The sequence below is a fragment of the Streptomyces sp. H39-S7 genome (assembly GCF_027158205.1).
Classification (GTDB): domain Bacteria; phylum Actinomycetota; class Actinomycetes; order Streptomycetales; family Streptomycetaceae; genus Actinacidiphila.
This window is the reverse complement of record NZ_JAPVLU010000007.1, coordinates 200,974-227,031: the sequence shown is the minus strand read 5'-3', so window position 1 is coordinate 227,031 and position 26,058 is coordinate 200,974. Positions and strand designations below refer to the sequence as shown.

The window sequence follows — 26,058 nt, the reverse complement described above, 5'->3', positions numbered from 1 at the left end:
CGCTCGGGCCGGGGCGCGCTCCGGCGCTCCGACGCCCCCGAGGAGTGTCACTGTGACCACCTACCCGCCGCCCAGGCCGTCCGCGACCCAGGTGCCGCCGGCCTACGAGGAACTCCGCGCGGGCTGCCCGGTCGCCCGGGTCACCCTGCCCAGCGGCGACCCGGGGTATCTGGTGACCCGCTACGAGGACGTGCGTGAAGTACTCGCCGGCGCCGAGTTCAGCCGCGCGGCCACCGTCCTGCCGCAGGCCCCGAAACTGACCGCGATGCCGTTCGACGCGGGCGGACTGTTCACCCTGGACCCGCCGGACCACACCCGGCTGCGGGCGCTGGTCGCCGCCGAGTTCACCGCGGGCCGGGTGCGCGCGCTGCGGCCGAGGATCGAGCGCGCCGCCGAGCGGCTCGTCGACGAGATGGTCGCCGCGGGCGAGGGCGTCGACCTCATCGGCGCCTACGCCTTCCCGCTGCCCGCGTTCGTCATCTGCGAGCTGCTGGGCGTGCCGTACGCGGACCGGGACCGCTTCCGCGGCTGGTCCGACGCGCTGCTGTCGCTCACCGCGCACGCCCCCGAGGTGATGAAGGCCAACCGCGACGAACTGATCGGGTATCTCGCGGACCTGGTCGCCGCGAAGCGCCGCGAACCCGGCGACGACCTGCTCAGCGCACTGGTGCTGGCGCACGACGAGCACGGCGCGCTCAGCCACCTGGAACTGCTCACGATGGCGATGACGCTGCTGGTCGCCGGACTCGAGACCACCGCCGGGATGATCGGCACCTGCGCGTTCACCCTGCTGCGCGAACCGGACGGCTTCGCGACGCTGCTGCACCGGCCCGCCTCCGTGGTGGAGGAGCTGCTGCGCCACAACCCGATGGGCGACGGCGGCCCGCTGCGCGTGACCCTGCGGGACACCGAGGTCGCGGGGGTGCCGATCCCCGCCAACAGCGCCGTCATCGCCTCGATCTGCTCCGCCAACCGGGACGAGGAGGTCTTCCCCGACGCGGACACCTTCCACCCCGGCCGGCCCGGCCCCTCGCACCTGGCGTTCGGTCACGGCGTGCACCACTGCCTGGGAGCGCCGCTGGCCCGCGCCGAGCTGGAGATCGCCCTGACGACCCTGGCGCGCGCGCTGCCGAAGCTGCGGCTGGCCGTTCCCGAGCAGGACATCACCCTGCACACCGGTCTGCTGGTCAACCGGCTGACAGCGCTGCCGGTCACCTGGTGACGTAGCCCGCCGCGTCCCGCGGTCCGTACCCGCAGGCACGGTCCCAGCCGATGTGTCCGAGCCAGGCCAGGCCCGCGACGGCGAGGCGGCGGCGCCCGGTGAGCGCCGCCGCCGTCAGCAGGACGGCGGGGACCGCGGGCGAGTGCAGCACGTTGTACGGGCGCACCGCGTAGGACGGCATCCGGTTCCAGGTGGGCGCGCCGGCGATGCCGAGCAGCAGCGCGCTGTCCGGGGCCACCGCGCAGAACCACAGCAGCCGGTCGCGCCTGCCGCCCAGCGCCAGCGCCCCGCCCAGTGCGCCCAGGCCCACCGCCAGGCTCACCGCCCGCCCGGCCGGGTGGCGGTGCGCCCAGGTGGCCGGGGCGCCGCTCCAGCGGGCGGTGGCGGGGGCCGGCGACCGGTCCGGGAGCCGGCCCCGCGAGGCGGCGGGCGCGACCGGCGGGACGGTTCCGCTGCCGGGGTTCGGGGACATCAGGCGGCTTCCGGTACCGCGCCGGCCGGCGCGGGCGCGGCGGCGGCGAGCGCGGCTCCCAGCAGCAGTCCGCGGGTCTGATCGAGGTGGGCGGGCGCGCCGTGCACGTCGTCGAGGACCGTCACCTCGCCGGGGACGGACGCCCTGCGGAGCACGGCGGCCTCGCCCAGCGGGACGATCTCGTCGCGCAGGGCCGCGATGTAGTGGACGGGGATCCGCAGCGCGCCCAGCTCCTGGTCGGTGAGCCCCCAGCCCCGGGTGTAGCCGAAGACGAGGGACGGCGGCACCCCTGTGGTGTGGGCCAGCGCGGCGAGGGTGGTGCGGGGTACCTGGCGCTGCCAGGCCTCGTCCTCGAAGAACAGCCGCAGCGGGGCGCCGACGGTGGCGACACCGGCCAGCCGGGAGTCCACCAGGGCGCAGCGCAGCGCGAGATGGCCGCCGAAGCTGAGCGCGATGGCGGCGGTGCGGCCCACGTTCGCCCTCCCGGACAGCGCGTCGAGGATCGCGGAGAGCATGCGCGGGGAGCGCGGCCCGTAGGGCACGGTGTTCTCGCCGACGCCGGGCAGTTCGGTGACGGCCAGCGCGACGCCGAACGCCTCGGCGTGGACCAGCAGGGGCGCCCACTGCTCCTTGACGCTGACGATGCCGCCCATGACGACGATCAGCGGTTTCGGGTCCGTGGCCGACAGCCCCGCGGTCCAGCAGACGGCGGTGCCGTCCTCCAGCGGGACCTCCAGCCGCTCGATGCCGGCGTTCTGCTCGGCGCGCCAGGTGTCGAACGCGGCGACGCAGCGGAGTTGTGCCTCCTGGCGGGTGCCGTCCCCGGGGTAGGGGAAGCGGGCCATCGCGTAGTGGCGGGAGGCCTCCAGGTGCAGGCCCTGACCGGCGAGCCGGTCGCCCTCCGCGCACCAGACGCGTCCCCAGGAGCCCGGCCGCTCTCCCCACGGCTCGGTGATCCGGGCCAGCAGCTCCCGGGCGGCGCCGGGTTCGATGCCCTGGGCCTGCGCGTGCAGCAGGGACAGTGCGCGCAGTTCGTCCAGGCCGATGGCGTCGTCGGCACCGAGCCGTGTGGTCATGTCCGTGCCTCCTGCTCGTGCTCGTCGTGGTCGTCGCGCCGTGCGCCGCTTCCCCGTTCGGCCCGCTGGCCGGCGAAGTACGCCGGCTCCAGCATCCGGGCGCGCAGCAGGGCGGAGGCGTCGAGCGCCCGGTAGACGCGGCGGCGCACCGCCACGGCGGCCGGCGCCGACCAGGTGAAGATCCGTTCCTGGCGCAGTTGCAGCCGCCGGGAGCGGGCCACCTCGCGGGACCGCTGTCGCTGGAACTGTGCCGTGGCGCGGTCGAGGTTGGCTGGTTCCCCGCTGTGGAGTGCGGCGGCCGCGAGCGGCGCGAGGGCCGCCGCGTCGGCGAGGGCGTGGTTGACGCCCTGGCCGAGGACGGGCGACAGGGTGTGCGCGGCGTCGCCGATCAGGACGGCGCCCGGCGCCGACCAGCGCGGCACGGTGGTGCTGAAGATGTCCAGCAGCGCGGTGTCGGACCAGTCCCGCAGCGTCTGCCGGGCGGGCCCGGCCAGTTCCGGGGCGAGTTCGCCGAGCCGCTCGTGCAGCGCGTCCAGCCCCGACCGGCGCAGTTCACGCAGGCCGCCCTTGGGGATGTTGAGGCCCACCCGGACGGTGCCGCCGGAGTCGGGGAGCAGCAGGGCGTGCCGGTCGCCGCGGATCCGGATCCGGTAGGCCGCGTCCGTCCACTCCTCGGGGCGCGGCAGTCGCATCCAGATCACGTCGCGGTCCAGCGGCCGCACGTGGGCGGCGAGTCCGGCGAGTTTGCGGACCTTGCCGTAGCGGCCGTCCGCGCCGACGGTGAGCCGGGCGCGGATCTCGCACTCCGCCCCGCCGGGCCCCGCGGCCCGCACGCCGGTGGTCCTGCCGTCCGCGGTCAGCAGACCCTTCGCGGTCCACCCGCGCAGCATCAGGAAACCCTCCTCGCGCCCTGCCGCGGCCTCGAGCTCCGCGAGGAGCAGGGACTGCGGGATCTCCAGCGGAAAGCGGTACAGGTAGGGGAAGGACTCGAAGCCGACGTCGAGTACGGTCCTGCCGCCGTCGGCGACCTCCAGCCGGCGCACCCGCAAGGCGATGGCGCGCAGCGGGTCCAGGACACCGCAGCGGTCCAGTAACCGGACGCCGTCCGGGGACAGCGACTCGCCGCGGAAGTCGCGGCGGCCGCCGGCGGATCGCTCCAGCACGGTCGTGCGCACCCCGAGCCGTAGCAGCGCCAGGGCCAGCGCCAGTCCGGCCGGCCCCCCGCCGACCACGACGACGTCCGTCTCGACGGGCGGCGGACCGCTCATGCCGCCACTCCGGCTCCGGTCAGCGGCACGTCCGTCGCGGTGGTGGGTTCGACGGCCGGCTGCGGCGACTCCGACGACTGGTGCAGCAGCGTGGTGACCAGCCCCTCGTCGAGCATGGTGCCGGCGCGGGTGTCGTCGGTGTCGCCGAATCCCGCGTCGTACAGCGCCCAGCTGGCGGTGTAGCGGCCTTCGACGCGGCAGGTGCCGAACGCCCACTCCTCACCGGTTCCCGGCGACCCGTCCGGTCTGAGTACTTGGACGGGATGGCCGCTGGGGCCGAAGCCGAACTCGTTGAACCGGAACCGCATGCCCTGCCCGATGGCCTTGCTGTACGCCTCCTTCAGCGTCCACAGCCGCACCATCTCCTGGTTGCGGTCGCTCTCCCGGACCTGGGACAGCATGGTGCGCTCGTACGGGGTGCACACCTGCCGCTCGATGCCCGAGACCAGCATGGAGCGGTCCTCCAACTCGGCGTCCACCCCGATCCAGCCGCGCCGGGTGATGCCGACCAGCAGCAGTTCCTCGGTGTGGCTGAGGCTGATGTCGATCTGGTCGCAGCCGCGCAGGTAGGGGCGGCCGCCGGGCTTGTAGGCCAGCTCCACGGTGGCGGGCGGGGCCTGGATCGCCTGGGCCGCCACGTGTTTGAGCAGCAGCCGGGAGGCCGCGAAGCGCTCGCGCACGTGGTGGTGGCGCATCGCCTGGTACCGGTGCCAGTCCCGGCCGAGCACCGGGCGCAGCTCCGGGTCGTCGAGGTTCTCGGGAACCCAGTCCGACAGCAGGGCGTGGACCATGACGCTGCCGCGCTCGTTGAGCGCTTCAACCACGCGGTGCCACGGGCCTTCCGGACTGGTCACCCTGATGGGCCGGCCGATCACCGGAACGGCGTTGGGGGGCGTCCCACCCCCCGGGAAGAGCGGCATCGCATGCCTCCAGGAGTAGTGCCAGGTCGTCCAGTACATCGGCGGCCGCCGCGCCGTCGAGCACGCGGTGGTCGAAGGTCAGACCCAGGCGCATCACCGGCGCCACGGCGACTCGCGTCGCACGGGCCACCGGAACATCGGCGATCCGGCCCGCGGTCAGCGTGACCGCGGTACCACCGTAGGAGTGGAAGGTGTCCACCCTGCGGTGGCCGAGAGAGCTGACCGCCACGGTCCCGAGCAGCTCGGCCCGGCGGGCCCGGCTGCTCACGGCCGTCCGGAAGGCGAGGTGCCCGAGCGGCGGCGGCAGCCGGCCGAGCCGGCGCACCCCCTCCGCCCCCGGCAGGTCCTCGGCGGCTCCGTTCCGGTAGCGGTCGACGAGTTGCTGGATCGCGGCCAGGTCCAGCCGGTCCACGTCGGGCAGCACCGCCACCCGTACCGCGCGCCGGCCCTCGTCGGCGGCTCCGCTGTCGAGGGCAAGCTTCGCGTGCACCCGTTCGTAGCGCAGTGTGCGCGGCACGATCCCGCCGGCCGTCGTCGCGTTGGCCTCCGGGTGGGCGGCCAGTACCTGCCCCGCCGCGTACAGCAGATAACTCACCACGGAGTACCGGCGGCCGTCGGCGCGGGCCGCCGCCCGGTGCTCCTGGACGCCGGACATGTCGATGTCCGCGCCCAGGTGCACGGGCGCGGCGGCACGGGCCCACCGTAGGAAGTACCGGGTGTGGCGGCGGGCCCGGTCGGCCCCCGCCGTGTCCTGGCGTGCCGTGTCCCGGCCGGACGCGGCTCGCCGCGTCACAGCCCCACCGCCAGCGCGTGGATCTCGGCGAGACTGCCGGCCGTGACGACCTCGGCGACCGGCAGCGGGCGCCCGGCCTCCTCCTCCAGCACCGCGACGAGCCGGAACAGCAGCAGCGAGTCCCAGCCCGGCAGGGATTCCAGGGGTTCCCCGGCGTCCTCCGGGCGCAGGAGGAGTCCCAGCTCCCGGTTGAGCAGGGTGATCATGTCCTCGACTCCTGTCACTGTGCCTCCTCCTTCACCCGTGTGTGGTGCACGGTCCTCATGACGCCTCCAGGGCGAAGCCGGCCGATATCCAGCGGCTGGACTCGACACAGGCGCACAGCGCCCGCGCGCCCGGGGTCAGCAGCGGCAGCAGGTCTTCCAACTGGCTGAACACGAGGGCGTTGCCGGTGTTCCCGGTGTCGGCGACGCAGGAGATCTCGACCGCCTTCTCCACGCCGAGCCGCTCGCGGAGCGCCGCCGTGATCCGCCGGGTCATCAGCCCGCCGAGCTGCGGTGGCAGCAGGTAGCCGAGGTCGGACGCGGACCAGCCGAGGGAGTCCAGCAGGTCGGCGCAGACCCGCTGGCCCAGCTCCGGGACCAGGCACTCGACGGCCTTGTAGTCCTCGGAGACCGGCGGCAGCGCGCTGTCGCGGTCGGCGGCCCCGTACCACTCGACGTGCTGGCCCGGCGGCTGTCCCGGCAGGGCGAGGCGGTTGCCGAGCCCGTGGAAGGCGGCGCTGCCGGGTCCCGGCGCGGCGCTCACCACGGCGGCGCCCGCACCGTCGCCGAAGATCACGTAGTTGACGAGCTGGGCGGGCGGCATCCGCCGGAAGTCCTGCTCCAGATCGAGGTGCTTGGCGCAGACGTCCCCGCCGAGCACCAGCCCGTACGGCCCGCCGCCGGCCCCGGTGGGCTGCTGGGCCAGCAGCGCTTCGGCGAGGGTGAACGCCTGGACGGCGCCGGAGCAGCCCGACTGCAGCTGGTAGGCCGGGATGCCCGCGGCGCCCAGCCGGTCCGCGACGACGGCGGCCGTGGTGGGCATCAGGGCGTCCGGGGTCGCGGTGGCCAGCACCACGAAGGACAGGTCCCGCACGGTCAGACCGGCCCGCTCCAGGCAGCGCAGGGTGGCTTGTTCGCACAGGTCGGCCAGCAGGAAGCCGACGCCGCCCGCGAGGTCCCGGGCGAAGTGCCGGGTCCGGGTGCCGATGAACATCTCCACCCACTCGGCGGACAGCCCGAGCCGCCCGGCCAGCACCTCGTTGCCGATCGCCGGGCCGGGCAGCGCGGTGGCCGCCGCGAGCAGGTGCATGCCGGGCTCCACGGGCGGGCGCCCGGCCATCAGGCGGGGACCCGGGCGAGCTGCTCGCGCAGATAGCCGATGAGGGTCGTCACCGAGACCAGGCTCGACATCATCTCCGGGATCGACAGTTCGCCCAGTGCCGGTACGGCCTCCTCCAGCCGGTACTTGAGCTCCATGAACATCACCGAGTCGAAGCCCAGGTCGTCGTAGAACCGGTCGTCGTCGCGCAGGGTGCCCTCCTCGGCGCCGGTGATGCCGGCGACCGTCCCGCGCACCGCCTCGGCGAGCCCGCCGCCGTCGCGCCGGGGTGCCCGTGAGCCGGGCTCCGCACGCACCAGCGAAAGGACCGGGCTCCCCGGCTCACCGGCCGGCGCCGCCGCGGGCCTGGGGGGCTCGTGCCAGAACCGGGCCGTCGTGTCGAAACTCTGCGGCGCCAGCCGGGCGTGGACCTTGTCCTCACGGCGGTAGAGCCGCTCCCAGCGGATGTCGACCCCGGCCGTGTAGAGCGCGGCCGCCGCCTCGGCCGCGGCCAGCGCACCGCTGTGGGCGTCGCGGACCACCGAGATCCCGGACAGCCCGCTGCCGCCGGGCAGCCGCCGGGCCAGCGGCAGCAGGACGGGCTTGGGGCCGATCTCGACGAGGTGGGTGGCCTCGGAGCCCAGCAGCGCGGTGGCGGCGTCGGCGAAGCGGACCGTGCCGGTGATGTGCTCGCACCAGTAGTCGGCGTCGAGCGGCCGGCCGGCGAGCAGCGCGCCGCGGACGGTCGAGAAGAACGGCAGCCGCGGTTCCCCCGCGGTGATCCGGTCGGCCGTCCTGCGGAAGCCGGGCAGCACTGGGTCCATCAGGACCGAGTGGAAGGCGTGCGAGACCTTCAGCGGGGTGCAGCCCACCCCGCGCGCCGCGAGCTGCTCGCGGATCCGGGCCAGCGCCGTCAGGTCGCCGGAGAGCACCGACGCGGCGGCGCCGTTGGCGGCTCCCAGGCCCACCAGCGGTTCGCCCGCCAGGAGTTCGCGCAGGTCGTCGGGGTGTGCCCGCACCGCGAGCATCCCACCGCCCTCCGGCAGTGCCTCCATCGCGGCTCCGCGGGCCGCGACGAGCGCCGCCGCGTCCCGCAGACCGAGCGCACCGGCGGCCACCGCCGCCGCGAACTCGCCGATGCTGTGCCCCAGTACGGCGCCGGGCCGCACGCCCAGCTCCTGCAAATATCCGGTCAGGGCGTACTGCACGGCGAAGACGGCCGGCTGGGTCCAGCCGGTGCGGTGCACCCGCTCGTCGCGGCCGAGCAGCAGTTCGGTGATCGATTCGCCGAGGTGCGGTTCCAGGGCGCGGGAGGCCTCGTCGAGGTAGTGCCGGTAGAGCGGCGACTCGCGGTACAGCCGTCCGGTCATCCCCGGGTACTGGGCGCCCTGGCCGGTGTAGAGGAACGCCACGACCGGGGGTTCCGGCGGTTCCTGCACGCCCTCCCCCGCCTCCGCGGCGGCGTCCAGGGCGGCGGCCAGTCCGGCGGTGTCCTCGGCGGGGATCGCGATCCGGTGCGCCATACCGGTACGGGTCAGGTTGCTGGTCCAGCACAGCGGGGTGACGGGCTCCTGGGCGCGGGCGGCGAGCGACCGGGCCTGGACCACGAGGTTGCGGCGCAGCGCCTCGGCGCTGGGCGCGGTCAGGGTGAACACGCCGGGGTGCTCTCCGCTCTCGCCGCTCTCGCCGCTCTCGCTGTCCTCGGCGTCCTTGGCGTCCTCGGCGTCGCCGTTCCGCACGGTCGCGGGGGCCGGGCGGGGCACGGAGGACAGCACCACATGGGCGTTGCTGCCGCCCATGCCGAAGCTGGAGACGGCCGCGAGCATCTCGCCCTCGGACAGCGGCAGCGGGTCGGTCAGCAGCCGCAGGCCGTGCGAGGACAGGTCGAGTCCCGGGTGCTCGCCCCCTGCGGTCCTGACCGGCGGGACCAGCCGGTGCTCCAGCGCCAGCACGACCTTGATCAGGCCCGCGATGCCCGACGCGCCCTCGGCGTGGCCGATGTTGCCCTTCACCGAGCTGATCGCGCAGGGCTCCGGGCGCATTCCGCCGTACACGTCGCCGAGCGCGCGGGCCTCGATGAGGTCGCCGACCGGGGTGCCGGTGCCGTGCGCCTCGACCCAGCCGACCCGCTGCGGTTCGACCCCGGCGCGCCGGCAGGCGGCCTGGATCACCTCGCGCTGGGCGCGCCGGGACGGGGCCATGATGCCGTTGCTGCGACCGTCCTGGTTGACGGCGCTGCCCAGCAGCAGCGCCCGGACCGGACGGCCCTCCGCACGGGCGCCCGCCAGCCGCTGCAGCACGACGGCGCCGACGCCCTCGGCGCGGCCGATGCCGTCGGCCTGCGCGCCGAAGGGTTTGCAGCGGCCGTCCGGGGCGGCGAGTCCCGACTGTCCGTAGATCTCGTCCAGGACGTCGGACATCACCAGGTTGACCCCGCAGGCCAGGGCGATGTCGCATTCGCCGGACAGCAGCGCGCCCATCGCCAGGTGCACGGCGATCAGCGCGGAGGAGCAGGCGGAGTCGACGGTGAGGCTGGGGCCGCGCAGGTCCAGCTGGTACGAGAGCCGGTTGGCCAGGATCGCCCGGCCGGCTCCGGTGCCGGTGCGCGGGGTGATCGCCGCGTCGTCGGCCAGCCGCAGCCGGGACCAGTCGTCGGCCATGGCGCCCACGTAGATGCCGGTGCCGCTGCCGGCCAGGCTCCTGGGGTTGATGCCGGCGTCCTCAAGGGCGCGCCAGGCGGTCTGCAGCAGCAGCCGCTGCTGCGGGTCCATGGCGGCGGCCTCGGCGCGGCCGATGCCGAAGAAGGCGTGGTCGAACGCGTCGGCGTCGTCGATGAATCCACCGTCGGGCCGTGCCACGGGTCCGTTCGCCCGTCGGGTGTCCCCGACCCGGCGGGAGGCGGGTCTCGGCCCCACGCCGTCGGCTCCGGCGGCGAGCAGGTCCCAGTAAGCCCCCGGGTCGGGGGCTCCTGGGAAGCGGCAGTCCAGGCCGAGAACGGCGATCGGGTTCACCGCGGTCCACCTCCTGGCGTGTTCCGGGTCCAGCCGGCCGTGCCGGGGCCGGGGTTGTCGCGCGGGTCGGTCGGATCGCCGCCCGCCCGGTTGCCGCCGGTCGGTTCGCCGTAGGGGGCCTGCGTCAGCGGGCCGGTGGCGGTGCGGGCGGACTCGGAGGCCAGATAGCGGGCGAGGGACTGCACCGTGGGGTGGTCCCACGCCACCGTCGGCTCCAGGTAGAGCCCGAATCCGTCCTCGATGTCACCGAAGATGCTCAGCGCGGCCACCGAGTCGATGCCGTACTCCGCGAAGGGCACGCTGATGTCGATGTCCGCCGCGGGCCGTCGCAGGTACTGGCCGAGCTTCTCCAGGAGCCATCCGCGGAACTCCCGCTCCTGGACACCGCTGCCGGGAACCACCATGTCCGACTCCTCTTGTGTGTCTCGGTGCCGCTCAACCGGCCAGGGGACTGTCGTAGAGGTCGTAGCTGCGTTCGCCGTGGTAGCGGTCGAGGACCTCGCCGAGCAGCCAGTCCACCTCGTCCCGGGTGCGTTCCGGTACGGGCAGGCCCAGCCGCCGGGCGATCCGGGCGAGCGCGGCCGTCGGCCAGGCCGGGTCGGCCAGGAAGGGCGATCCGCCCCCCGACTGCTCACGCCATACGTTGAGCACGGCGGATCCCGCGAGCACCAGGGCGTACCGGTCGGCGAGCGCGTAGGCGTGCGGGCTGGCCAGTACGGTGCGGTCCTCGGGCGGCATCTCCGTGCACTCGCCCTGCAGTTCGCGCAGTTCCTCGACGAGCGAGCGGACGAGTTCGATCAGCGCGGCCGCGTCCGTGCCACCGCTGCCGGTGGCCCGCAGCCAGTCGTACCCCGCCACCAGGGAGGCGGCGAGGGCGTCGCCCTCCGCCGCGAGGGTCAGCCGGCTCGTGTCGAGCGGCGGCAACCCCTCCCAGCTGCGGAAGAGCGACGCCGGCGCGGGCTCGCCCGCGAACCACGACTTGCGGGCCAGCCGCGGCAGTTGCGGGATGATCGTGGCCTGGCACGCGGCGGTCCCGGCGTGTCCGAGGCTGGTCATCGGCAGGTCGCGCACGTGCTTCTGGAAGATGCCGTACTCGCCGTTGCGCACGTAGAAGTTGGCGCCCAGCACGATCGACAGGTCGTAGGTGGCGTCCTGCAGGAACTTGGGCACGAGGTACTTCACCACCGCCGCGTACACGCTGGTCTGGCCGGGCAGCAGATGGACCGCCCGGGTAGCGGCCAGCGCGAGGGAGTCGCAGATCAGCAGGTCGGTGAAGGCCCCGGCCACGGTGGACCGGGCGTGCGGGATCTCCAGCACGGAACGGCCGTACAGCTGCCGGTCGACGGCGAAGCCGACCACGGTGCGCAGCGCCGTGTCTGCGCCGGCCAGCACCATCGCGGGGATGGCGCTGCGGGTGATCTGGAAGGAGCGCAGGGCGATCTCCACGCCTTCGCCGAGGCCGCCGACGAGCGCTTCGCCGGGCAGCGGGCAGTCGTGGAAGTGGAATCCGCCGATCTCGCAGCCCTTCACCCCGACCGTGCGGTAGCGCGGCAGGTGCTCGAACCGGTCGGCGGGCAGCACGCTCTTGTCGACGAGCAGCACGGAGTGGCTGCGGGCGCCGGCCTCCTTCGCGGTGCGGCTGAACAGGACGAGCCCCTCGGCCCGCCCGGCGTTGTTGATCACTTCCTTGCGGCCGTCGAGGCGGAAGCCGGCGCCGTCGGGCAGCGCCGTGAACTCGTTGCGGACGAAGTCGTTGCCGTGGGCCAGCTCGTGGTAGGCGATGGCCAGCCGGCCGCCGCCCATCAGCAGGTCGGCGGTCCAGCGGCGCTGCTCCGGTGTGCCGGCCGCCCACACCGCGACGGCGGCGAGGAACGAGGTCACGCCGTACCCCAGCGCGAGCGAGGCGTCCCGGCGGAAGACCGGGCGCAGCACCCGGGCGAGGGTGTCCACCCGGGCGAGCCGCCCGCCGAGCTCCAGGGGCACGAACTCGTGGTTGAGTCCGAAGCCGGTGAGCGCGTCCTCAGCCGAGGGAAGGAGCTCGCTGCGGTCGTCGGCGGCGAGCAGCGCGTCGTGCCCGAAGGGGTTGTCCGGGTCGCGGGGGTCGCCGAGCAGTCGCTCCAGTTCGGAGACCCTGGCCTGGATGGCGACTTCCGCCGGATCAACCGACCGGAGCCCGGCCGGCTGCGCCGGCGCGGCGTCCGGGTCGAGACCCGGCTGCGGGCGGGAGGTGTTGTCCTTCAGCATGATGGCGGTCCCTCGGCTATCGGGCAGGGCAGCAACGAGAAGAGACTGCCGCCCTGGTACTGCTGGGTGAGCTGGGTGTAGAGCCGCTCGAACAGCGGGTCGTCCGCGGCGGCCGCGGTCGGACGTGCTTCCAGGCGGGCCAGCAGCCGGTTCAGGACGGCTTCGAGCCACAGGCCGTCCTGCCAGAGCCCGCCGGTCCCGCCCGCCTCCGCCTCGCGGTGGCTGTGCAGCCACAGGCCCAGGCAGGCGGCTCCGGCGAAGCAGAGCGCGTACTTGCGTGCGTCCGTGAAGCTCTCGGGTGACGCGGCCGCCACGGTCTCCATCCGGCGGGCGATCCTGCGGTGCAGCGCGTCGGCCGCCACCCGCAGTTCCGCGGCGCACCCGGCGGCTCCGCCCAGTGCGGGGTTGAGCAGCGCCGCGTCCGCCAGCCGTGTCACCGAGGCGGGCAGGGTCCCCAGGACGCTGCTGCCGTAGCGGGAGAGCAGGGTGAGCCGCTCGGGGTCGAACTGCGGCAGCGGACGGCTCAGGTTGAACAGGGTGCCCAGCCGCGGGCGGTGGTCCAGCGGCCCGAGGTAGTTGCGGGCCAGCGACCGGAACTGCGCCACCAGCGAGTACTGGTTGACCAGGGTGTTGCCGTCGAAGATGCCGACGATGCGGTGGTCGCGGGCCACCTTCTGGAAGCTGCCGTGCGCGAACTCGCCCGACAGGAAGGACCGCGCCCCCAACAGCGATCCCAGGGAGGCGACCTGCCCGTCGATGATGGTCGGCACCAGGTACTTGGCGACGGCGGAGGTGACGCTCAGCTCGCTCGGCAGGGCGTGGATGCTGCGGGTCGCCACCGTGCTGAGCGCCTCGCAGACCAGCAGGTCGGCGTAGGCCTCGGCCAGGGTGCGCCGGGTCAGCGGGAGTTCGGTCAGCCTCCGGCCGTACAGCACCCGCTCCTCGGCGAACTCCACGGCCAGCCGCAGCGCGTGGTCCGCCGCGCCGAGCGACAGCGACGGGCAGAGCGTGCGGGTGAGCTGGAGGGACTTGAGGAGCAGTTCCGCACCGCCGCCGGCCCCGCCGACCACCGCCTCCGGGCCCACCACGGCGTCCTGGATGACGACGCCGCTGATGTCCGCGCCGCGGATGCCGTGGGTGGGCACCTTGGGCAGGCAGCGGTAGGTCTCCTCCGGCAGCTCCTCCTTGTCGAGGAGCAGCAGGGTGAAGCCGCGCGGGCCGCCGACCGGCGACGTACGGGCCAGCAGGCTGAGCAGCCGGCCGCGGGTGGCGTTGTTGATCAGCCACTTCTCGCCGTTGACGCGGTAGCCGGGGCCGAGCGGTTCCGCGGTGAGCTCGCCCGCCATGATGTCGCTGCCGTGGGTGCGCTCGGTGAGGCCGAGCGAGACGCGGGCACCGCCCTTGACCAGCGCGCCGAGCCGCGTCGCGGCCGCGTGGTCGCCGGAGACCCACACCGACACCGAGCCGAGGAAGGTCTTGCCGTGTCCGACGGCGACCGTCAGGTCGCGCCGGGCCAGCATCCGGATGAGCTGCTGCAGGTCTTCGAAGCCGGTGAGCACCCCGCCGTAGTCGGCGGGCACGTAGTAGTCGGCGAGGCCCCAGGCATCGAGGGCGGCACACGCCTCGTCGGGAAACTCCTCGGCGTCGTCCAGCCGGACCGCCTCGCGGTAGGAGAAGACGGTGGCCGGGTCGCGCGGGTCCCCCAGCTCCCGGTCGAGGCGGGCCGCCAGCTCCCAGGACGGATGGCGCGGTTGCGGGACCTCTGGGGCGCTCTTCCCGGCACCGGCGCGCCGCAGGACCGTCACCATGGCCGCCGTCCCGGCTCGAGGAACGTCGCGCGTACGTTCACAGCAGGTTCCTTTCGGGTCACTCCGGGCGATGCGTCCGAGGATGTGCACGGGCCCTCGAATCCAGCTCAAGGGGGCGTCCACGCGCGGGCGCGATGAGAAGAATTCAGCCCGCCGATACCGGCCGGACCCCGGTGCCGCCGGAGATTCTGCGTCACGCTGGGGCCAACGCGATCGCGCGGAACGCTCACCGAGGATCCGCGGGCGGCCCCCCGGCGGACAGCCGGCCGCGCCGCCGGGCGGAGACGGGGACACGCTGAGGAGGCGTCGCCATGCCCATGCTCGTCATCGAAGGCACGTACCGGATCAACGGAGCCCGTCCCGACGGGGACTCCATCCGCTTCTACCCCACCGATCCCGCCCAGTGGAACCTGGTCGGGGGCAAGCACCGGGTGCAGCGCAACGCGTCGGGCGGCGCGCAACTGCGGCTGGACGCCATCGACGCGCTGGAGACGCATTACATACCGGCGCACGGCCGCGAGCTGCACCAGCCGGCGCCGTACGCCGATCTGGCCGCCGCGGAACTGCTGTCGTGGCTGGGTTTCTCCGGTGTCACCCGGGACGGGCACGGCACCGTGAGCGCGGCGGAGCCGGCGCGGCTGCCCGGCTACCTCCTCACCCGCGGCGCCGACCTGTACGGGCGGTGCGTGGCCCTGGTCGGCAAGGGCGCGGCGCCGGGCACCAGCGGGGAGCGGATCCGGGTGGAGACCGGGCTGCTGGAGGAGACGGCCAACTTCCACCAGCTCGCGGAGGGGCTGGCCCATCCGACGTACTACCGGAACCTGTACGTGGATCTGCGCCGGGCGCTGACCTCGGCGGCGGAGGGGGCCAAGGGCAAGGGCGCCGGGCTGTGGTCACGGGACGTCACCCAGTCGGGGGCGCCGATCACCGGCCTGGAGTCGATCACCACGGAGTCGGTGATCATGCCGAAGCTCTTCCGGCGGCTGGCCGACTACCTGACGCTGGGCGCCGACGACCCGTCACTGGCCGGTTTCGCCGCGTTCCTGGAGCAGCGGGGCGATCGGGTGCTGATCGTGTCGCGCGGCCAGTACACCGGCTTCGAGACGGTGGTGGAGGTGTCCGGGCAGACGGTGCGAATGAACCGTCCGCCCGAAGACCTGGTCTTCGACGAGGGCTGAGGCGTCCCCGGGCCCCGGCCCCGGGCCCTGGGTTCCGCCCCGGCCGTCACACCCCCGTCAACCGCGGGATCCGTCCGACCAGCTCGGCCCACTCCGCATCGATCTGCCCGGGTACCATCCGCCCGGCCGACCGCCACTGGTCGGCCAGGGCGGCGTACACCGGGACGTCGGAGCGGTGCGAACCCGCTGCGCCCCGTGCCGGACGCCGTACCGTTCCGCCGTCCGCGCTGCCGCTGTCCCGGGTCCATTCCGTCGTTCCCATGACAGGACCAACGAGACCCACCCGGTGATCGCCACTGCACCCGGTCACGTCATCACCCGGATGAGTGAAGGAGCTGGAATATCCGCTCGGCACACCCCGTTATGCGCACCATGAGCACTGTCGAGCTGACCAAGGACAACTTCGACGAGGTCGTGACCAAGAACGATTTCGTCCTCATCGACTTCTGGGCCGCTTGGTGCGGGCCGTGCCGGGCGTTCGCGCCGGTTTACGAGAAGGCCGCCGAGACCAACCCGGACCTGGTCTTCGCCAAGGTGGACACGGAGGCGCAGCCCGAGTTGGCGGCGTCGTTCGACATCCAGTCGATCCCGACGCTGATGATCGTCCGCGACCGCGTCGCGGTCTTCGCGCAGCCGGGCGCCCTGCCGGCCGCCGCCCTGGAGGACGTGATCGGCCAGGCCCGCGCCCTGGACATGGACGAGGTCCGCAAGTCCGTCGAGGAGTCCCAGCAGGGTTCCTGACCGACCGACCCCGACGGCCCGCCCCGGCCCCCGTCGCCGACCGCCCCCTCCACATCTGACGACCAGTCAGTTATGGTGCCGCTTGCTGTCCAACGGACGGGAGCGGCGATGGGGAGCAGGGACACGGCGGGGGCCGCACACACCCCGCAGACCGCGTCAGCGGCCGGCACCACGGTCGCCGAGCTGGTGCGCGCGCGCTGGAAGGACCACCGGCCGGGCCTGAAGTACCGCGACCTGGTCCTCACCCACCACGAGACCGCCGCCGCGTCGGCGGCCCGCGCCGCACTGCTGCGCGACCTGCTCCCGCCCGGAGCGCAGCCGCACGTCGGCGTCCTGCTGGACAACGTCCCGGAGTACCCGCTGTGGCTGGGCGCCGCCGCCCTCGCCGGAGCCACCGTGGTCGGCGTCAACCCGACCCGGCGCGGTCCCGAGCTGGCCCGCGACATCGCCCACACCGAGTGCGCCCTGCTGGTCACCGAACGCGCCCACCTCCCGCTGCTCGACGGCCTCGACTGGGGTCCTTCGCTCTCCCGCGACCGCGTCCTGGTCGTCGACGACCCCGCGTACGACGCGCTGCTCGCCCCCTACGCGGGCGCCGAGCCGGAACCCGCCCCGGACGTCACGCCCGGGACCCGGATGCTGCTCTACTTCACCTCCGGCTCGACCGGCGCCCCCAAAGCCGTCATCTGCTCGCAGGGCCGCCTCGCCCACGCCGGCCGGGCCCTGGTCGACTTCCTGGACGTGGTGCCCGAGGACGTCCACTACATCTGCATGCCGCTGTTCCACGGCAACGCCGTCATGGCCAACTGGGCCCCGGCACTGGCCGGGGGCGCCGCCGTCGCGCTGCGCCGCAAATTCTCCGCGTCCGGATTCCTGCCCGACATCCGGGCCTACGGAGCCACCTACTTCACTTACGTGGGGCGCGCCGTGCAGTTCCTGCTCGCGACCCCCGAGCGTCCCGACGACCGCGACCACCCGCTGCGGCACGGCTTCGGCACCGAGGCCGGGGCCGTCGACGCCACCCGCTTCGCGGCCCGATTCGGCGCCCCCCTCATCGAGGGGTACGGCTCCTCAGAGGGCGGGGCCGCCATCCAGCGCTCCCCCGGCACCCCGCCCGGCGCCATCGGCCGCGCCGCGCCCGGCGCGGACCTCGCCGTCGTGGACCCCGGCACCGGACGGGAACGCCCGCCCGCCCGCTTCGACGCCGATGGCCGGCTGCTCAACGGCGACGAGGCGATCGGCGAGCTCGTCAACCGCGCCCGGAGCACCTTCGAGGGGTACTGGAAGAACGAGGAGGCCGTCGCCGCCCGGCTGCGCGGCGACTGGTACTGGACCGGCGACCTGTTCTTCCGCGACGCCGAGGGGTTCTTCCACTTCGCCGGGCGCAGTGACGACCGGCTGCGCGTCGACAGCGAGAACCTGGCCGCCGCCGTCATCGAGAACATCCTGGCCCGGTTCCCCGACGCGGCCTCGGCCGCCGTCTACGCCGTCCCCGACCCGGTCGCGGGCGACCAGGTCATGGCGACCCTCGCCCTGCACGACGGCGCCGCCTTCGACCCGAACGCGTTCGCCGCCTTCCTCGCCGCCCAGCCGGACCTGGGGACGAAGATGCCGCCGCGCTTCGTCCGCGTCACCCCGGGGATGCCGGTCACCGCCACCAACAAGGTCCACCGGGTCGGCCTGCGCCGCACAGGCTTCCGGTGCGCCGACCCCGTCTGGTGGTCCCCGCCGGACGCGGGCCCGTGCGGCACGGTGTACCGGCCCTTCACTGCCGCGGACCGGACGGCGCTGCTCGACCAGTACCGCGCCCAGGACCGCGCGGCCCTCCTGGACCGCTGACCGGCGGCGCCGCCGAGCGTGCGATGTCAGTGTCCCGCTCTAGGCTCGACACGTGACCACTCCCGCCTCCTCCGCGCCACGCGTCGCCGTCGCACCCGATCCCGTGGGGCACGGCGGGCGGCTGCTGGCGCTGGACGAGGAGGGCGTACCGGCCGGCTCCGCCGAGCGGGTGGGCGACCTCGCCGCGGCCATCGCCGCCCGCGAGGCGTCGGGCGGTCCCCGCTGGGTGTGGGCGGCGACCGAGGACCTGTATCCCCGGCTGCTCGACCGGCTGCCGGTGCGGCCGGCCCGCTGCCACGACCTGAAGCTCGTCGAGTCGCTGCTGCTCGGCCGCGACGGCCGGCACGGCCAGCCGCGCTCCCTGGGCGCCGCCTGGGCACGGCTCAAGGACCTGCCGGTTCCCGAGGACGCCCGGGAGGGCGCGGCCGACGACCAGCCGGTGCTCTTCGCGGCCGACCGTCACCACCTGCCGCAGGACGCCGATCCGCTGACGGCCGTCGTCGCCGTGCACGCCGAGCAGCAGCGCCGGCTCCAGGAGGGCGAGCACCCGGGGCGGATGCGGCTGCTGTGCGCCGCCGAGTCCGCCGGCTCGCTGGCCGCCGCCGAGATGGGCCGCGGCGGGCTGCCGTGGAGCGCCGCCGTGCACGACGAGCTGCTGATCGGTCTGCTCGGCCCCCGCCCGGCGGGCGGCGCCCGCCCCAAACTCCTGGGCGAGCTCGCCGCGCAGGTCCAGGAAGCGCTCGGCAGCCCGGTCAACCCGGACTCCCCCGCCCAGGTCCTGCCCGCCTTCGCGCGGGTCGGCGTCCAGCTGCCGTCGACCCGCTCGTACGTGCTGCGCGAGGTCGGGCATCCGGCCGCGGCCCTGCTGCTGCGCTACAAGGAGCTGTCCAGGATCCACGCCGCCCACGGCTGGGCCTGGCGGGAGTCGTGGGTGCGCGGCGGCAGGTTCCGCGCCGAGTACGTCGTCGGCGGTGTGGTCTCCGGCCGCTGGGCGACCCGTGGCGGCGGCGCCCTGCAGATCCCCCGGCTGCTGCGCTCCGCCGTGGTCGCGGACCCCGGCCACCGGCTGGTGGTCGCCGACGCCGGGCAGTTGGAGCCGCGGGTGCTCGCCGCGATGTCGGCCGACACGGGCCTGGCCGCCGCGGCGGCCGAGGGCGATCTCTACGCGGGCATCGCGCGCACCGCCTTCGGCGGCGACCGCGGCCGCGCCAAGATCGGGCTGCTGGCCGCCATGTACGGACAGACCAGCGGCGAGGCGGGGCAGCTCCTCGCGGTGCTCCGCCGCCGGTTCCCCGACGCGATGGGCCTGGTCGAATCCGCCGCCCGCATCGGTGAGGGCGGCGGCGTGGTCCGCTCCCGGCTGGGCCGGACCTCTCCGACACCGTCCTCCGGGTGGCTGGACGCGGAGTACACCGACCCGGCCGCGAGCTCGCCTTCCGGATCGGGCTCCGACGACGGCTCCTCGCCGGACCGGCGGGCCGCCCGCTCCTGGGGCCGCTTCACCCGCAACTTCGTCATCCAGGCCAGCGCCTCGGACTGGGCCCTGGCGATGCTCGCCGCCACCCGGCGCCGGCTCGCCGCGATCGGCCCCGCACCACAGCTCGTCTTCTTCCAGCACGACGAGATCATCGTGCACACCCCGACCGACCTCGCGGGCCCCGTCGAGGCCGCCATCGCGGCAGCCGGCGAGGAGGCCCGCCACCTGGTCTTCGGCAACACCCCGGTGCGCTTCCCGCTGGAGACGAACGTCGTGCGGTGCTACGCCGACGCCAAGTAGCGGCCGCCGCCCGATGACGTCAGCCGTCCGCCGCCGGTCAGTTGTCGGACGCGGCGTCGGACTCCGCCGCGTTCGCCGCTGATTCCGCGTCGCCGACCACCCGGTCGAGGTGCGAGAGCTGCGATCCGGACGGCGCGGGGGTGGTGGCCGGGCCGTCGGCGGCGCCGTCCTTGCCTCCGCAGCCGGTGGCGAGCGCGGCGCAGAGCAGGACGGTCGCGGCGAACGCCGCCGCGCGTGGCCTCGTGGTCACTTCGCGGTTCCGTTGTGGTTCGCCTGGCACCAGGTGAGGACCGGCTTCAGGTCCTTCTGGCGCTGCTGGAGCGTCGGCACCAGCGACTTCCGGAAGGTCAGCCGGTTGTTGAGGTAGGTCTCGATCTCGGTGTGGCCCGCCGACTTGGCGTTGGCGACGCGCTGGGTGAGCCGGGCGACGGATCCCTTCGTGCTCGCGTTCCCGTTGAGCCGGGCGAGCGCCTTGTCGATCCGCGCCTCGGCCTTGGGGGCGCGCTTGCAGACCGCTTCGGCGCCGTCACCGGTCGGGGGCCCGGACGGGGTGGCGGCCGCGCTTCCCGCGGCGCCGAGCAGCGCGGCGACGGCCGCGCACGCGGCGATCGCCGTCCGGGTGGTACGAGTGGTGCGCATGGTGTCCTCCTCGACGGGCCGGGCAGGGTGCCCGGCCGCGGGACGACGCTAGGAGCGGTCTTTGTGGAAACCTTGTGGACCCCGAAGGTCCGCCGGTTCCGCCGTCAACCAGTCCCTGCGCGACGGGAGTCCGGAGCCGGGCCGGCCGGCCACGGTCAGCGGGAGCCGCACCTCGAAGCGGGCCCCGCCGGAGCCGCCCGGCCGGTCCACGACGCGGATCGTGCCCCGGTGCAGGGCGATCTGCTGGGCGACGAGGGTCAGACCGAGGCCGGACCCGGGGCTGTCGGGTCCGCGCCGGAAGCGCTCGAAGACCCGCTGGCGGGACTCCGGCGGCACGCCGGGCCCGTCGTCGTCCACGGTGAGCACCACCGCCTCCCGTTCGGCGCGCAGCGTCACGTCGACGGCGCCGCCCCCGTGCGTCAACGCGTTCACCAGCAGGTTGTCGACGGCCGAGCGGAGCCCCGGCTCCCATCCGTGGACCACGAGCCCGGGCCCGCTCCGCACGGTCGGCGCCGTTCCCGACCGGCTGCCGCGCAGCGCCGCGGCAGCGGACTCCACCACCTCGGCGAGGTCGACGGGACCGAACGCGTCGGCCTCCACCAGGTCGCCCTGGGCCAGCGCCCGGAGCATCACCAGCAGGTCGAGCAGCCGGGCGTGCTCCCGGCTGAGGTCGGCCACGATCTCGGCGCGCTCGGCGGGGTCGAGATCCGGATGGCCGCCCAGGACGTCCAGGTCGATGCGCATGCTCATCAGCGGGGTCCGCAGTTCGTGCGAGGCCGCGGCGGAGAAGGAACGGGCCGTGGCGAGCGCCTCGGCGGTGCGCGCGGCCTGTTCGTCGTAGCGGGACAGCACCGTCCGCAGCGTCCGCGCCAGGTCGTCGACCTCCGTGATCCGGGATGGTTCGTGGTCGAGCCGGACCGCGCTGGTGTCCGGGTCGAGCCCCGCGGCCCGCCGTTGGAGCCGGCGCAGCGGGCGGACGGCGGCGGTGGCGGCGAGCCAGGTGACGGCCGCGGCCAGGGGTGCGCCGAGCAGGGCCACCGTCACCACCCGCCGCCGCACGAGCTGGATCTGCGACTGGCTCGCGGTGTCCGGCGAGAAGACCCAGAGGGTGCCGGTCGCCGCCGGGCGCTTGGAGACCACCGGCACCGACAGCACCCGCCAGCCGCGCTGCCCGTCGCGGACCGTGGCGGGACGGGAAGCGTCGGCGGGCAGCGTGAAGGACGGGCCGGGCTGCGGGCCGCCGGACACGGTGCCGTCCGGGCCGACGAGCCGGATGCCGACGTCCAGCGCCGAGGTGAACAGCCGCTTCTCCTTGGCCTGCTCGGCGGCGGCCGACCGGTCCGCCGCGGTGACGCGCAGCAGGTTGCGGGCGTCCTGCGCCATCGCCGCCGCGCGCTCCCGCAGATGGGCGTCGGCCTGGGCGTGCAGGTCGTTCGCGACCAGCCGCACCAGCAGCCAGCCCGACGCGAGCACGAGGAGCGGAACGAGCACGCCGACGGCTATCGCGATCCGCGTCGAGAGCCGCAGGGTCATCGCCGGCCGTCCGCCGGGCTGTCGCGCAGCACGAAGCCGACACCGCGCACGGTGTGCAGGATCCTCGACCGGCCGCCGGCCTCCAGTTTGCGGCGCAGATAGCTGACGAAGGTGTCGACGGCGTCGGTCCGCACCTCGAAGTCGTACCCCCAGACCCGGTCGAGCAGCTGGTCGCGGGTGAGCACGATCCCCGCGTTGCGGGCCAGGATCTCCAACAGCTCGAACTCACGGCGGGTGAGGTGCAGCTCGGCGCCGTCCAGGTGCGCGGTGCGGGCCGCCGGGTCGAGAAGCAGCCCGCCGGCGCGCACGGTGTCGGCGGGCCGGGGCGGGCGGCGGCGCAGCAGCGCGTGCAGCCGCAGCACCAGCTCGTCGAGGGCGAACGGCTTGACGAGGTAGTCGTCGCCGCCCGCCTGCAGCCCGGCGACCCGGTCGGCCACCTCGTCCAGCGCCGACAGCATCAGCACGGGCAGGTCGCTGCCGTCCTCGCGCAGCGTCCGGCACACCTCGATGCCGCTGATGTCCGGCAGGGAGATGTCCAGCACCACCACGTCCGGCGGGTCGTCCCGCACCCCGGCGAGCGCCGCCCGCCCGCCGTCCGCCTCGGTGACGCGGAAGCCGTCCAGGCGCAGTCCGCGGCCGAGCGAACGGCGGATCGCCGCGTCGTCGTCGACGACGAGGACCCGCCCCCGGCCTGCCGCGTCGCCCCGTGCTTCCCCCATGAGGAGGCACCCTACTCCCGGCCGTCCCCGGCCCCGCAGGGGCTCAGAGCACGCGGCGCCGTACCAGCGCGGCGAGTACCAGGACGCCGGGGATCAGGGGCAGCCAGACCGTCACGAGCCGGTAGCCGAGGACGGCCGACGTGGCCATGACGGCGGAGGCGCCGGCGGTCACCAGGGTGAAGGCGAGGGCGGCGTCGAGGGAACCGAGGCCGCCGGGGGCGGGCAGCCAGGCGGCGGCGGTGCTCGCGAAGAGGTACGCGAGGACGACTCCGCTGACCGGCACGGGAGCGTTCAGCGCCTGGATCACCGCCACCAGCACGGCGGCGTGCATCACCGGGAAGGCCAGCGATCCGCCCCACAGGGCCGCGACCCGCGCGGACTTGCAGTGCAGCGCCCGCACGTCGACCGCCACGGTGCCGAAGAAGGCGCGCACGCGCTGCCGGACCCGGCGCGCAAGGAGCAGCAGCACGGCGGCGCCCAGGGCGCAGCCCGCCACCACCGAGACGATGAGGAAGGGGTGGGCGGGGCCGGTCGGCGCGACCCGGTCGACCTTGAGGGCGTGCGGGAAGACGGCGAGCAGTATCAGGAGCATGGCGACGCGCACCACCGCGGCGGCCACGGCGCGCACCGCGAGCGCGGCGGCCGAGCGGCCGGGCGGCAGTCCGCGGCGGAGCAGGAACCGCAGGTTGACGGCGTTGCCGCCGACCCCGGCCGGCAGCAGGTGGTTGGCGGCGGACGCGGCGAACTGGGTGGCGAGCAGCCGTCCGGGAGGCAGCGACTCCACCACCGCGCCCTGCTGGGCGGTGGCCGAGCAGATCCAGGTCATGACGGCGGCGGCCGCCGCGACGGCCAGCCACTGGCGGTCGGCGGCACCGAGCTGGTCGGCGCTGGAGCCGATGAGGGACCACTTGCGGCCCGCGAGGACCGCGAGGGCGAGCAGCGGGATCAGGACGGCGATGGACCGTACCGAGGTCCGCTGCCACCCCGGCTGCCACTTGACCCGTTCGACCTGGGCAAGTGACATGGCCCCTCCTCGGTGCAGATGGTCTCGATACGGCAACGACCGGGTAACGGCGATGCGACGGTCCGCCCAGCGTAAGCGTGTCCCGGCACCCGGTCTCCCGCACGACCGGCTGCCGCGCGGGGTGTGCGCGTTCCCGCCACTGCCTCAATTCATGCCCAGTGCGCGGAAAGTGCGGGGGCCCGCGGGTCGAACAGTCCGTGAAGGAGTTCACCCGGTCCGACCGCCAAAGGGGTGACGCGCCCGCCGCGCCCGGGGAAACGCGAAGCCGGGCGGGGCCCCCTGCTCCCCGCCCGGCGGTCTGCGGCCGGGCGCCTCACGGCCCCGGCCCGGTTGGCGCGTGCGCGCTACTTCAGCTCGATCTGGAAGACCTTGTCCGCGCCGTCCGCGGCGTTGCCGTTGTTGTCGCAGTTGGTCGTGGAGAGCCACAGCGCGCTCTTGCCGGGGATCTTCTCGACGGTCCGCAGCCGGCCGTACTGGTTGACGTAGTACGCGGCCGGGGTGCCCGCGGTGGTCCCGCTGACCGGGACGCGCCACAGCCGCTGGCCCTTGAGCGCCGCCATGTAGATGGCGCCGTCGGAGTAGGCGATGGCACTGGGCGACGCCTGGGTGACCGGCCACTGGACCTTGGGGTTGGTCATTCCGGAAGTGGAGCACTTGCCTTCGCAGGTGGGCCAGCCGTAGTTGGCGCCCGGAGTGATCAGATTCAGTTCGTCATACGTGGAATTGCCGAACTCGGCCTCCCAAAGGCGGCCCTGCGGGTCCCAGGTGATGCCCTGCGGGTTGCGGTGACCGTAGGAGTAGATGAGGGTCCCGAACGGGTTGCCGGGGGCGGCCTTGCCCGCGGTGGTCATCCGCAGGATCTTGCCGTTGAGGGAGTTCTTGTCCTGCGCGAGGTCCGGGGTCTGGGCCTCGCCCGTGGTGGCGTAGAGGTAGCCGTCGGGGCCGAACTTGAGGCGCCCGCCGTTGTGGTACTTGTTCTTCTTGATGCCGCCGACCAGCTGGGTGTAGCCGTTCAGCGTCGAGCCGTCATAGGTCATCCGGACGATCCGGTTGCCTTCCGAGGCGCTGTGCATGATGTAGACGTAGTGGTCGCTGCTCCAGTTTGGCGAGACCGCGATACCGAGCAGGCCGCCCTCGCCACCGGTGGTGACGGCGTTCGGCACGGTGCCGATCTGGGTCTTCGCTCCGGCCTGGGTGAGCTTGAAGACCTTGAACGAGTCGCGCTCGGTGATGAGCGCGGAGCCGTCGGGCAGCCAGCTCATGCCCCAGGGGATCGTCCAGCCGGTGGAGACGGTCTTGATGCTGGACGGGGTCTTGTCGCTGCCACTGTCGGGCAGGGTCTTCGCCGTGACCTGGTTGCTGGCCGGCGAGACATTGCCCGCCGCGTCCTTGGCCTTCACGGTGAAGGTGTACGAAGTGTCGGCCGCGAGTCCGGAGACCGTTGCGGTGGTGCCGGTGACGCCGGGCAGGATGACGTCCGTGCCGTTGTAGATGTCGTAGCCGGTCACGCCCGTGTCGTCGGTCGCGGCCGCCCACTTGAGGGAGGCGCTGCCGGAGGTCGTCCCGGTGACGGCGAGTCCGGTGGGCGCGGTGGGCGGCTGCGTGTCGGAGCTGGGCGGGGTGCTGACGGTGGCCAGGTTGCTGGCCTGGGAGACATTGCCCGCGGCGTCACGTGCGAAGACGGTGAAGCGGTAGGCGGTGTTGGGGGTCAGCCCGGTGACGTTCTTGGTGGTGGCGCTGCCGGCCGCCTCCGCGATCTTGTTGCCGTCGTTGTAGATGTCGTACGCCGTGACGGCCGTGTCGTCCGTCGAGGCGTTCCAGGCGAGCGCGGCGCTGGTCGGCGTCGTACCGGTGGAGTGCAGGCTGCCCGGGGTGGTGGGCGGCTGGGTATCGGCGCTGCCGCCGCCGAAGACCTGGAACTCCTGCAGCGAGTAGCCCATCGTGGAGCGGCAGCGCGCCGTGCCGGTGGTCCGGACGTAGCGGGCGGTGCCGGTGACCGCGAGGTCGTCGGTGCCGCCGTCGCCCGCACTGGTCGAATAGACGCTCTTCCAGGTGGTGCCGTCCGTCGAGAACTCGACCTTGTACGCGGTGGCGCAGGACAGGTCCCAGATCAGCTTGACCGAGCTGATCGCGGCGGTCGCGCCCAGATCGACTCTGATCCACTGGGGGTCGACGTTCTTGACACTCGCCCAGCGCGTCGCGGTGTCGCCGTCGAACGCGAGTTTCGCGGCGTATCCGGTGCCGCCGTCGGACGACGAGGTGGCGGGCTTGCCCTGGCTGAGCAGTACGGGTGCGGCACTGCCCGTTCCGGCGACGGCCACGAGCAGTCCGGCAGCGGTGGCCGTGACCGCTCCTGCGGCGATCAGGGCTCTCGGGGTGAAGCGGCGAGGGGTGGGGTGCCTCGGCATTGCGCGTCCTCCTACGGGATCCGTGCTCGGCCCAGTCCTTGATCAAGACATGACAAACCAGGCCATGACAAAGCACCGAGTGGA

23 protein-coding genes are annotated in these 26,058 nt (G+C 74.1%); 5 read left to right on the top strand and 18 right to left on the bottom strand.

All coding sequences use genetic code 11. The features are described 5' to 3' along the window. Positions 1 to 52: 52 nt before the first annotated feature. The gene (locus O3X23_RS09335) at positions 53 to 1,222 is read left to right on the top strand and encodes a cytochrome P450 (RefSeq protein ID WP_269270767.1); all 1,170 of its coding nucleotides are present in this window, start codon (positions 53 to 55) and stop codon (positions 1,220 to 1,222) included. On the opposite strand, the gene O3X23_RS09330 is transcribed toward O3X23_RS09335, so the two are convergent. The 11 genes from O3X23_RS09330 to O3X23_RS09280 are packed head-to-tail and all read right to left on the bottom strand — an operon-like array spanning position 1,212 to position 14,116. After that, positions 1,212 to 1,694, bottom strand: coding sequence for a DUF4260 family protein (locus O3X23_RS09330; protein ID WP_269270766.1), 483 nt, complete (start codon positions 1,692 to 1,694; stop codon positions 1,212 to 1,214). The two genes, O3X23_RS09335 and O3X23_RS09330, sit on opposite strands and share 11 nt — an antisense overlap. After that, the gene (locus tag O3X23_RS09325) at positions 1,694 to 2,770 is read right to left on the bottom strand and encodes an alpha/beta hydrolase (RefSeq protein ID WP_269270765.1); all 1,077 of its coding nucleotides are present in this window, start codon (positions 2,768 to 2,770) and stop codon (positions 1,694 to 1,696) included. The genes O3X23_RS09330 and O3X23_RS09325 overlap by 1 nt, the downstream gene beginning before the upstream one ends. Next, entirely contained in the window at positions 2,767 to 4,038 is a 1,272-nt protein-coding gene (locus tag O3X23_RS09320; RefSeq protein ID WP_269270764.1) for an FAD-dependent monooxygenase, read from the bottom strand. Before O3X23_RS09320 ends, O3X23_RS09325 begins: the two co-directional genes overlap by 4 nt. Further along, positions 4,035 to 4,862 carry a 4'-phosphopantetheinyl transferase family protein gene (locus tag O3X23_RS09315; RefSeq protein ID WP_331283894.1) on the bottom strand — a complete coding sequence of 276 codons (828 nt, stop codon included), beginning with the start codon at positions 4,860 to 4,862 and terminating at the stop codon, positions 4,035 to 4,037. Before O3X23_RS09315 ends, O3X23_RS09320 begins: the two co-directional genes overlap by 4 nt. Continuing rightward, entirely contained in the window at positions 4,855 to 5,751 is an 897-nt protein-coding gene (locus O3X23_RS09310) for a 2-oxo acid dehydrogenase subunit E2 (RefSeq protein WP_269270762.1), read from the bottom strand. The genes O3X23_RS09315 and O3X23_RS09310 overlap by 8 nt, the downstream gene beginning before the upstream one ends. Then, a complete protein-coding gene (locus O3X23_RS09305; protein WP_269270761.1) occupies positions 5,748 to 5,975 on the bottom strand; it encodes an acyl carrier protein in 228 nt (75 codons plus the stop codon). The genes O3X23_RS09310 and O3X23_RS09305 overlap by 4 nt, the downstream gene beginning before the upstream one ends. Before the next feature lie 37 nt (positions 5,976 to 6,012). Then, positions 6,013 to 7,044, bottom strand: a complete 1,032-nt coding sequence (locus O3X23_RS09300) for a 3-oxoacyl-ACP synthase III family protein (RefSeq protein WP_269270760.1) — start codon at positions 7,042 to 7,044, stop codon at positions 6,013 to 6,015. Positions 7,045 to 7,073: 29 nt separating this feature from the next. Then, positions 7,074 to 10,064: a type I polyketide synthase gene (locus tag O3X23_RS09295; protein WP_269270759.1), complete on the bottom strand. Its 2,991-nt coding sequence runs from the start codon at positions 10,062 to 10,064 to the stop codon at positions 7,074 to 7,076. Then, positions 10,061 to 10,468 (bottom strand): acyl carrier protein, encoded by a 408-nt coding sequence (locus O3X23_RS43935; RefSeq protein WP_331283893.1) that lies wholly within the window; start codon positions 10,466 to 10,468, stop codon positions 10,061 to 10,063. The genes O3X23_RS09295 and O3X23_RS43935 overlap by 4 nt, the downstream gene beginning before the upstream one ends. 31 nt (positions 10,469 to 10,499) lie before the next feature. Then, on the bottom strand, positions 10,500 to 12,308 hold the full coding sequence (locus O3X23_RS09285) for an acyl-CoA dehydrogenase (protein ID WP_269270758.1): 1,809 nt from the start codon (positions 12,306 to 12,308) through the stop codon (positions 10,500 to 10,502). Beyond that, positions 12,302 to 14,116 (bottom strand): acyl-CoA dehydrogenase family protein, encoded by a 1,815-nt coding sequence (locus O3X23_RS09280; RefSeq protein ID WP_269270757.1) that lies wholly within the window; start codon positions 14,114 to 14,116, stop codon positions 12,302 to 12,304. Before O3X23_RS09280 ends, O3X23_RS09285 begins: the two co-directional genes overlap by 7 nt. 311 nt (positions 14,117 to 14,427) lie before the next feature. Between O3X23_RS09280 and O3X23_RS09275 the strand changes: the two genes are divergently transcribed. Beyond that, positions 14,428 to 15,294 carry a nuclease gene (locus O3X23_RS09275; RefSeq protein WP_269270756.1) on the top strand — a complete coding sequence of 289 codons (867 nt, stop codon included), beginning with the start codon at positions 14,428 to 14,430 and terminating at the stop codon, positions 15,292 to 15,294. Between the two features lie 46 nt (positions 15,295 to 15,340). Here the strand turns inward: O3X23_RS09275 and O3X23_RS09270 are convergent, their stop codons facing one another. Continuing rightward, positions 15,341 to 15,556: a hypothetical protein gene (locus O3X23_RS09270; RefSeq protein WP_269270755.1), complete on the bottom strand. Its 216-nt coding sequence runs from the start codon at positions 15,554 to 15,556 to the stop codon at positions 15,341 to 15,343. A 110-nt stretch (positions 15,557 to 15,666) separates the two neighbouring features. Between O3X23_RS09270 and trxA the strand changes: the two genes are divergently transcribed. The 3 genes from trxA to O3X23_RS09255 all read left to right on the top strand — a co-directional run bounded on the left by trxA (position 15,667) and on the right by O3X23_RS09255 (position 19,651). Further along, positions 15,667 to 16,035, top strand: coding sequence for a thioredoxin (gene trxA, locus O3X23_RS09265; protein ID WP_269270754.1), 369 nt, complete (start codon positions 15,667 to 15,669; stop codon positions 16,033 to 16,035). A gap of 108 nt (positions 16,036 to 16,143) precedes the next feature. Then, positions 16,144 to 17,874: an AMP-binding protein gene (locus O3X23_RS09260; RefSeq protein ID WP_269270753.1), complete on the top strand. Its 1,731-nt coding sequence runs from the start codon at positions 16,144 to 16,146 to the stop codon at positions 17,872 to 17,874. Between the two features lie 52 nt (positions 17,875 to 17,926). Continuing rightward, complete coding sequence (locus O3X23_RS09255) at positions 17,927 to 19,651, top strand: bifunctional 3'-5' exonuclease/DNA polymerase (RefSeq protein ID WP_269270752.1); 1,725 nt, start codon at positions 17,927 to 17,929, stop codon at positions 19,649 to 19,651. Positions 19,652 to 19,688: 37 nt separating this feature from the next. Here the strand turns inward: O3X23_RS09255 and O3X23_RS09250 are convergent, their stop codons facing one another. The 6 genes from O3X23_RS09250 to O3X23_RS09225 form a co-directional block, all read right to left on the bottom strand. Next, positions 19,689 to 19,901, bottom strand: a complete 213-nt coding sequence (locus O3X23_RS09250) for a hypothetical protein (RefSeq protein ID WP_269270751.1) — start codon at positions 19,899 to 19,901, stop codon at positions 19,689 to 19,691. Beyond that, positions 19,898 to 20,290 (bottom strand): hypothetical protein, encoded by a 393-nt coding sequence (locus O3X23_RS09245; protein WP_269270750.1) that lies wholly within the window; start codon positions 20,288 to 20,290, stop codon positions 19,898 to 19,900. Before O3X23_RS09245 ends, O3X23_RS09250 begins: the two co-directional genes overlap by 4 nt. Before the next feature lie 48 nt (positions 20,291 to 20,338). After that, a complete protein-coding gene (locus tag O3X23_RS09240) occupies positions 20,339 to 21,823 on the bottom strand; it encodes a sensor histidine kinase (RefSeq protein ID WP_331283892.1) in 1,485 nt (494 codons plus the stop codon). Then, on the bottom strand, positions 21,820 to 22,542 hold the full coding sequence (locus O3X23_RS09235; RefSeq protein ID WP_269270749.1) for a response regulator transcription factor: 723 nt from the start codon (positions 22,540 to 22,542) through the stop codon (positions 21,820 to 21,822). Before O3X23_RS09235 ends, O3X23_RS09240 begins: the two co-directional genes overlap by 4 nt. A gap of 43 nt (positions 22,543 to 22,585) precedes the next feature. Then, on the bottom strand, positions 22,586 to 23,566 hold the full coding sequence (locus tag O3X23_RS09230; RefSeq protein WP_269270748.1) for a lysylphosphatidylglycerol synthase transmembrane domain-containing protein: 981 nt from the start codon (positions 23,564 to 23,566) through the stop codon (positions 22,586 to 22,588). Positions 23,567 to 23,910: 344 nt separating this feature from the next. Then, entirely contained in the window at positions 23,911 to 25,974 is a 2,064-nt protein-coding gene (locus O3X23_RS09225) for a PQQ-dependent sugar dehydrogenase (RefSeq protein WP_269270747.1), read from the bottom strand. Positions 25,975 to 26,058: the final 84 nt, after the last annotated feature.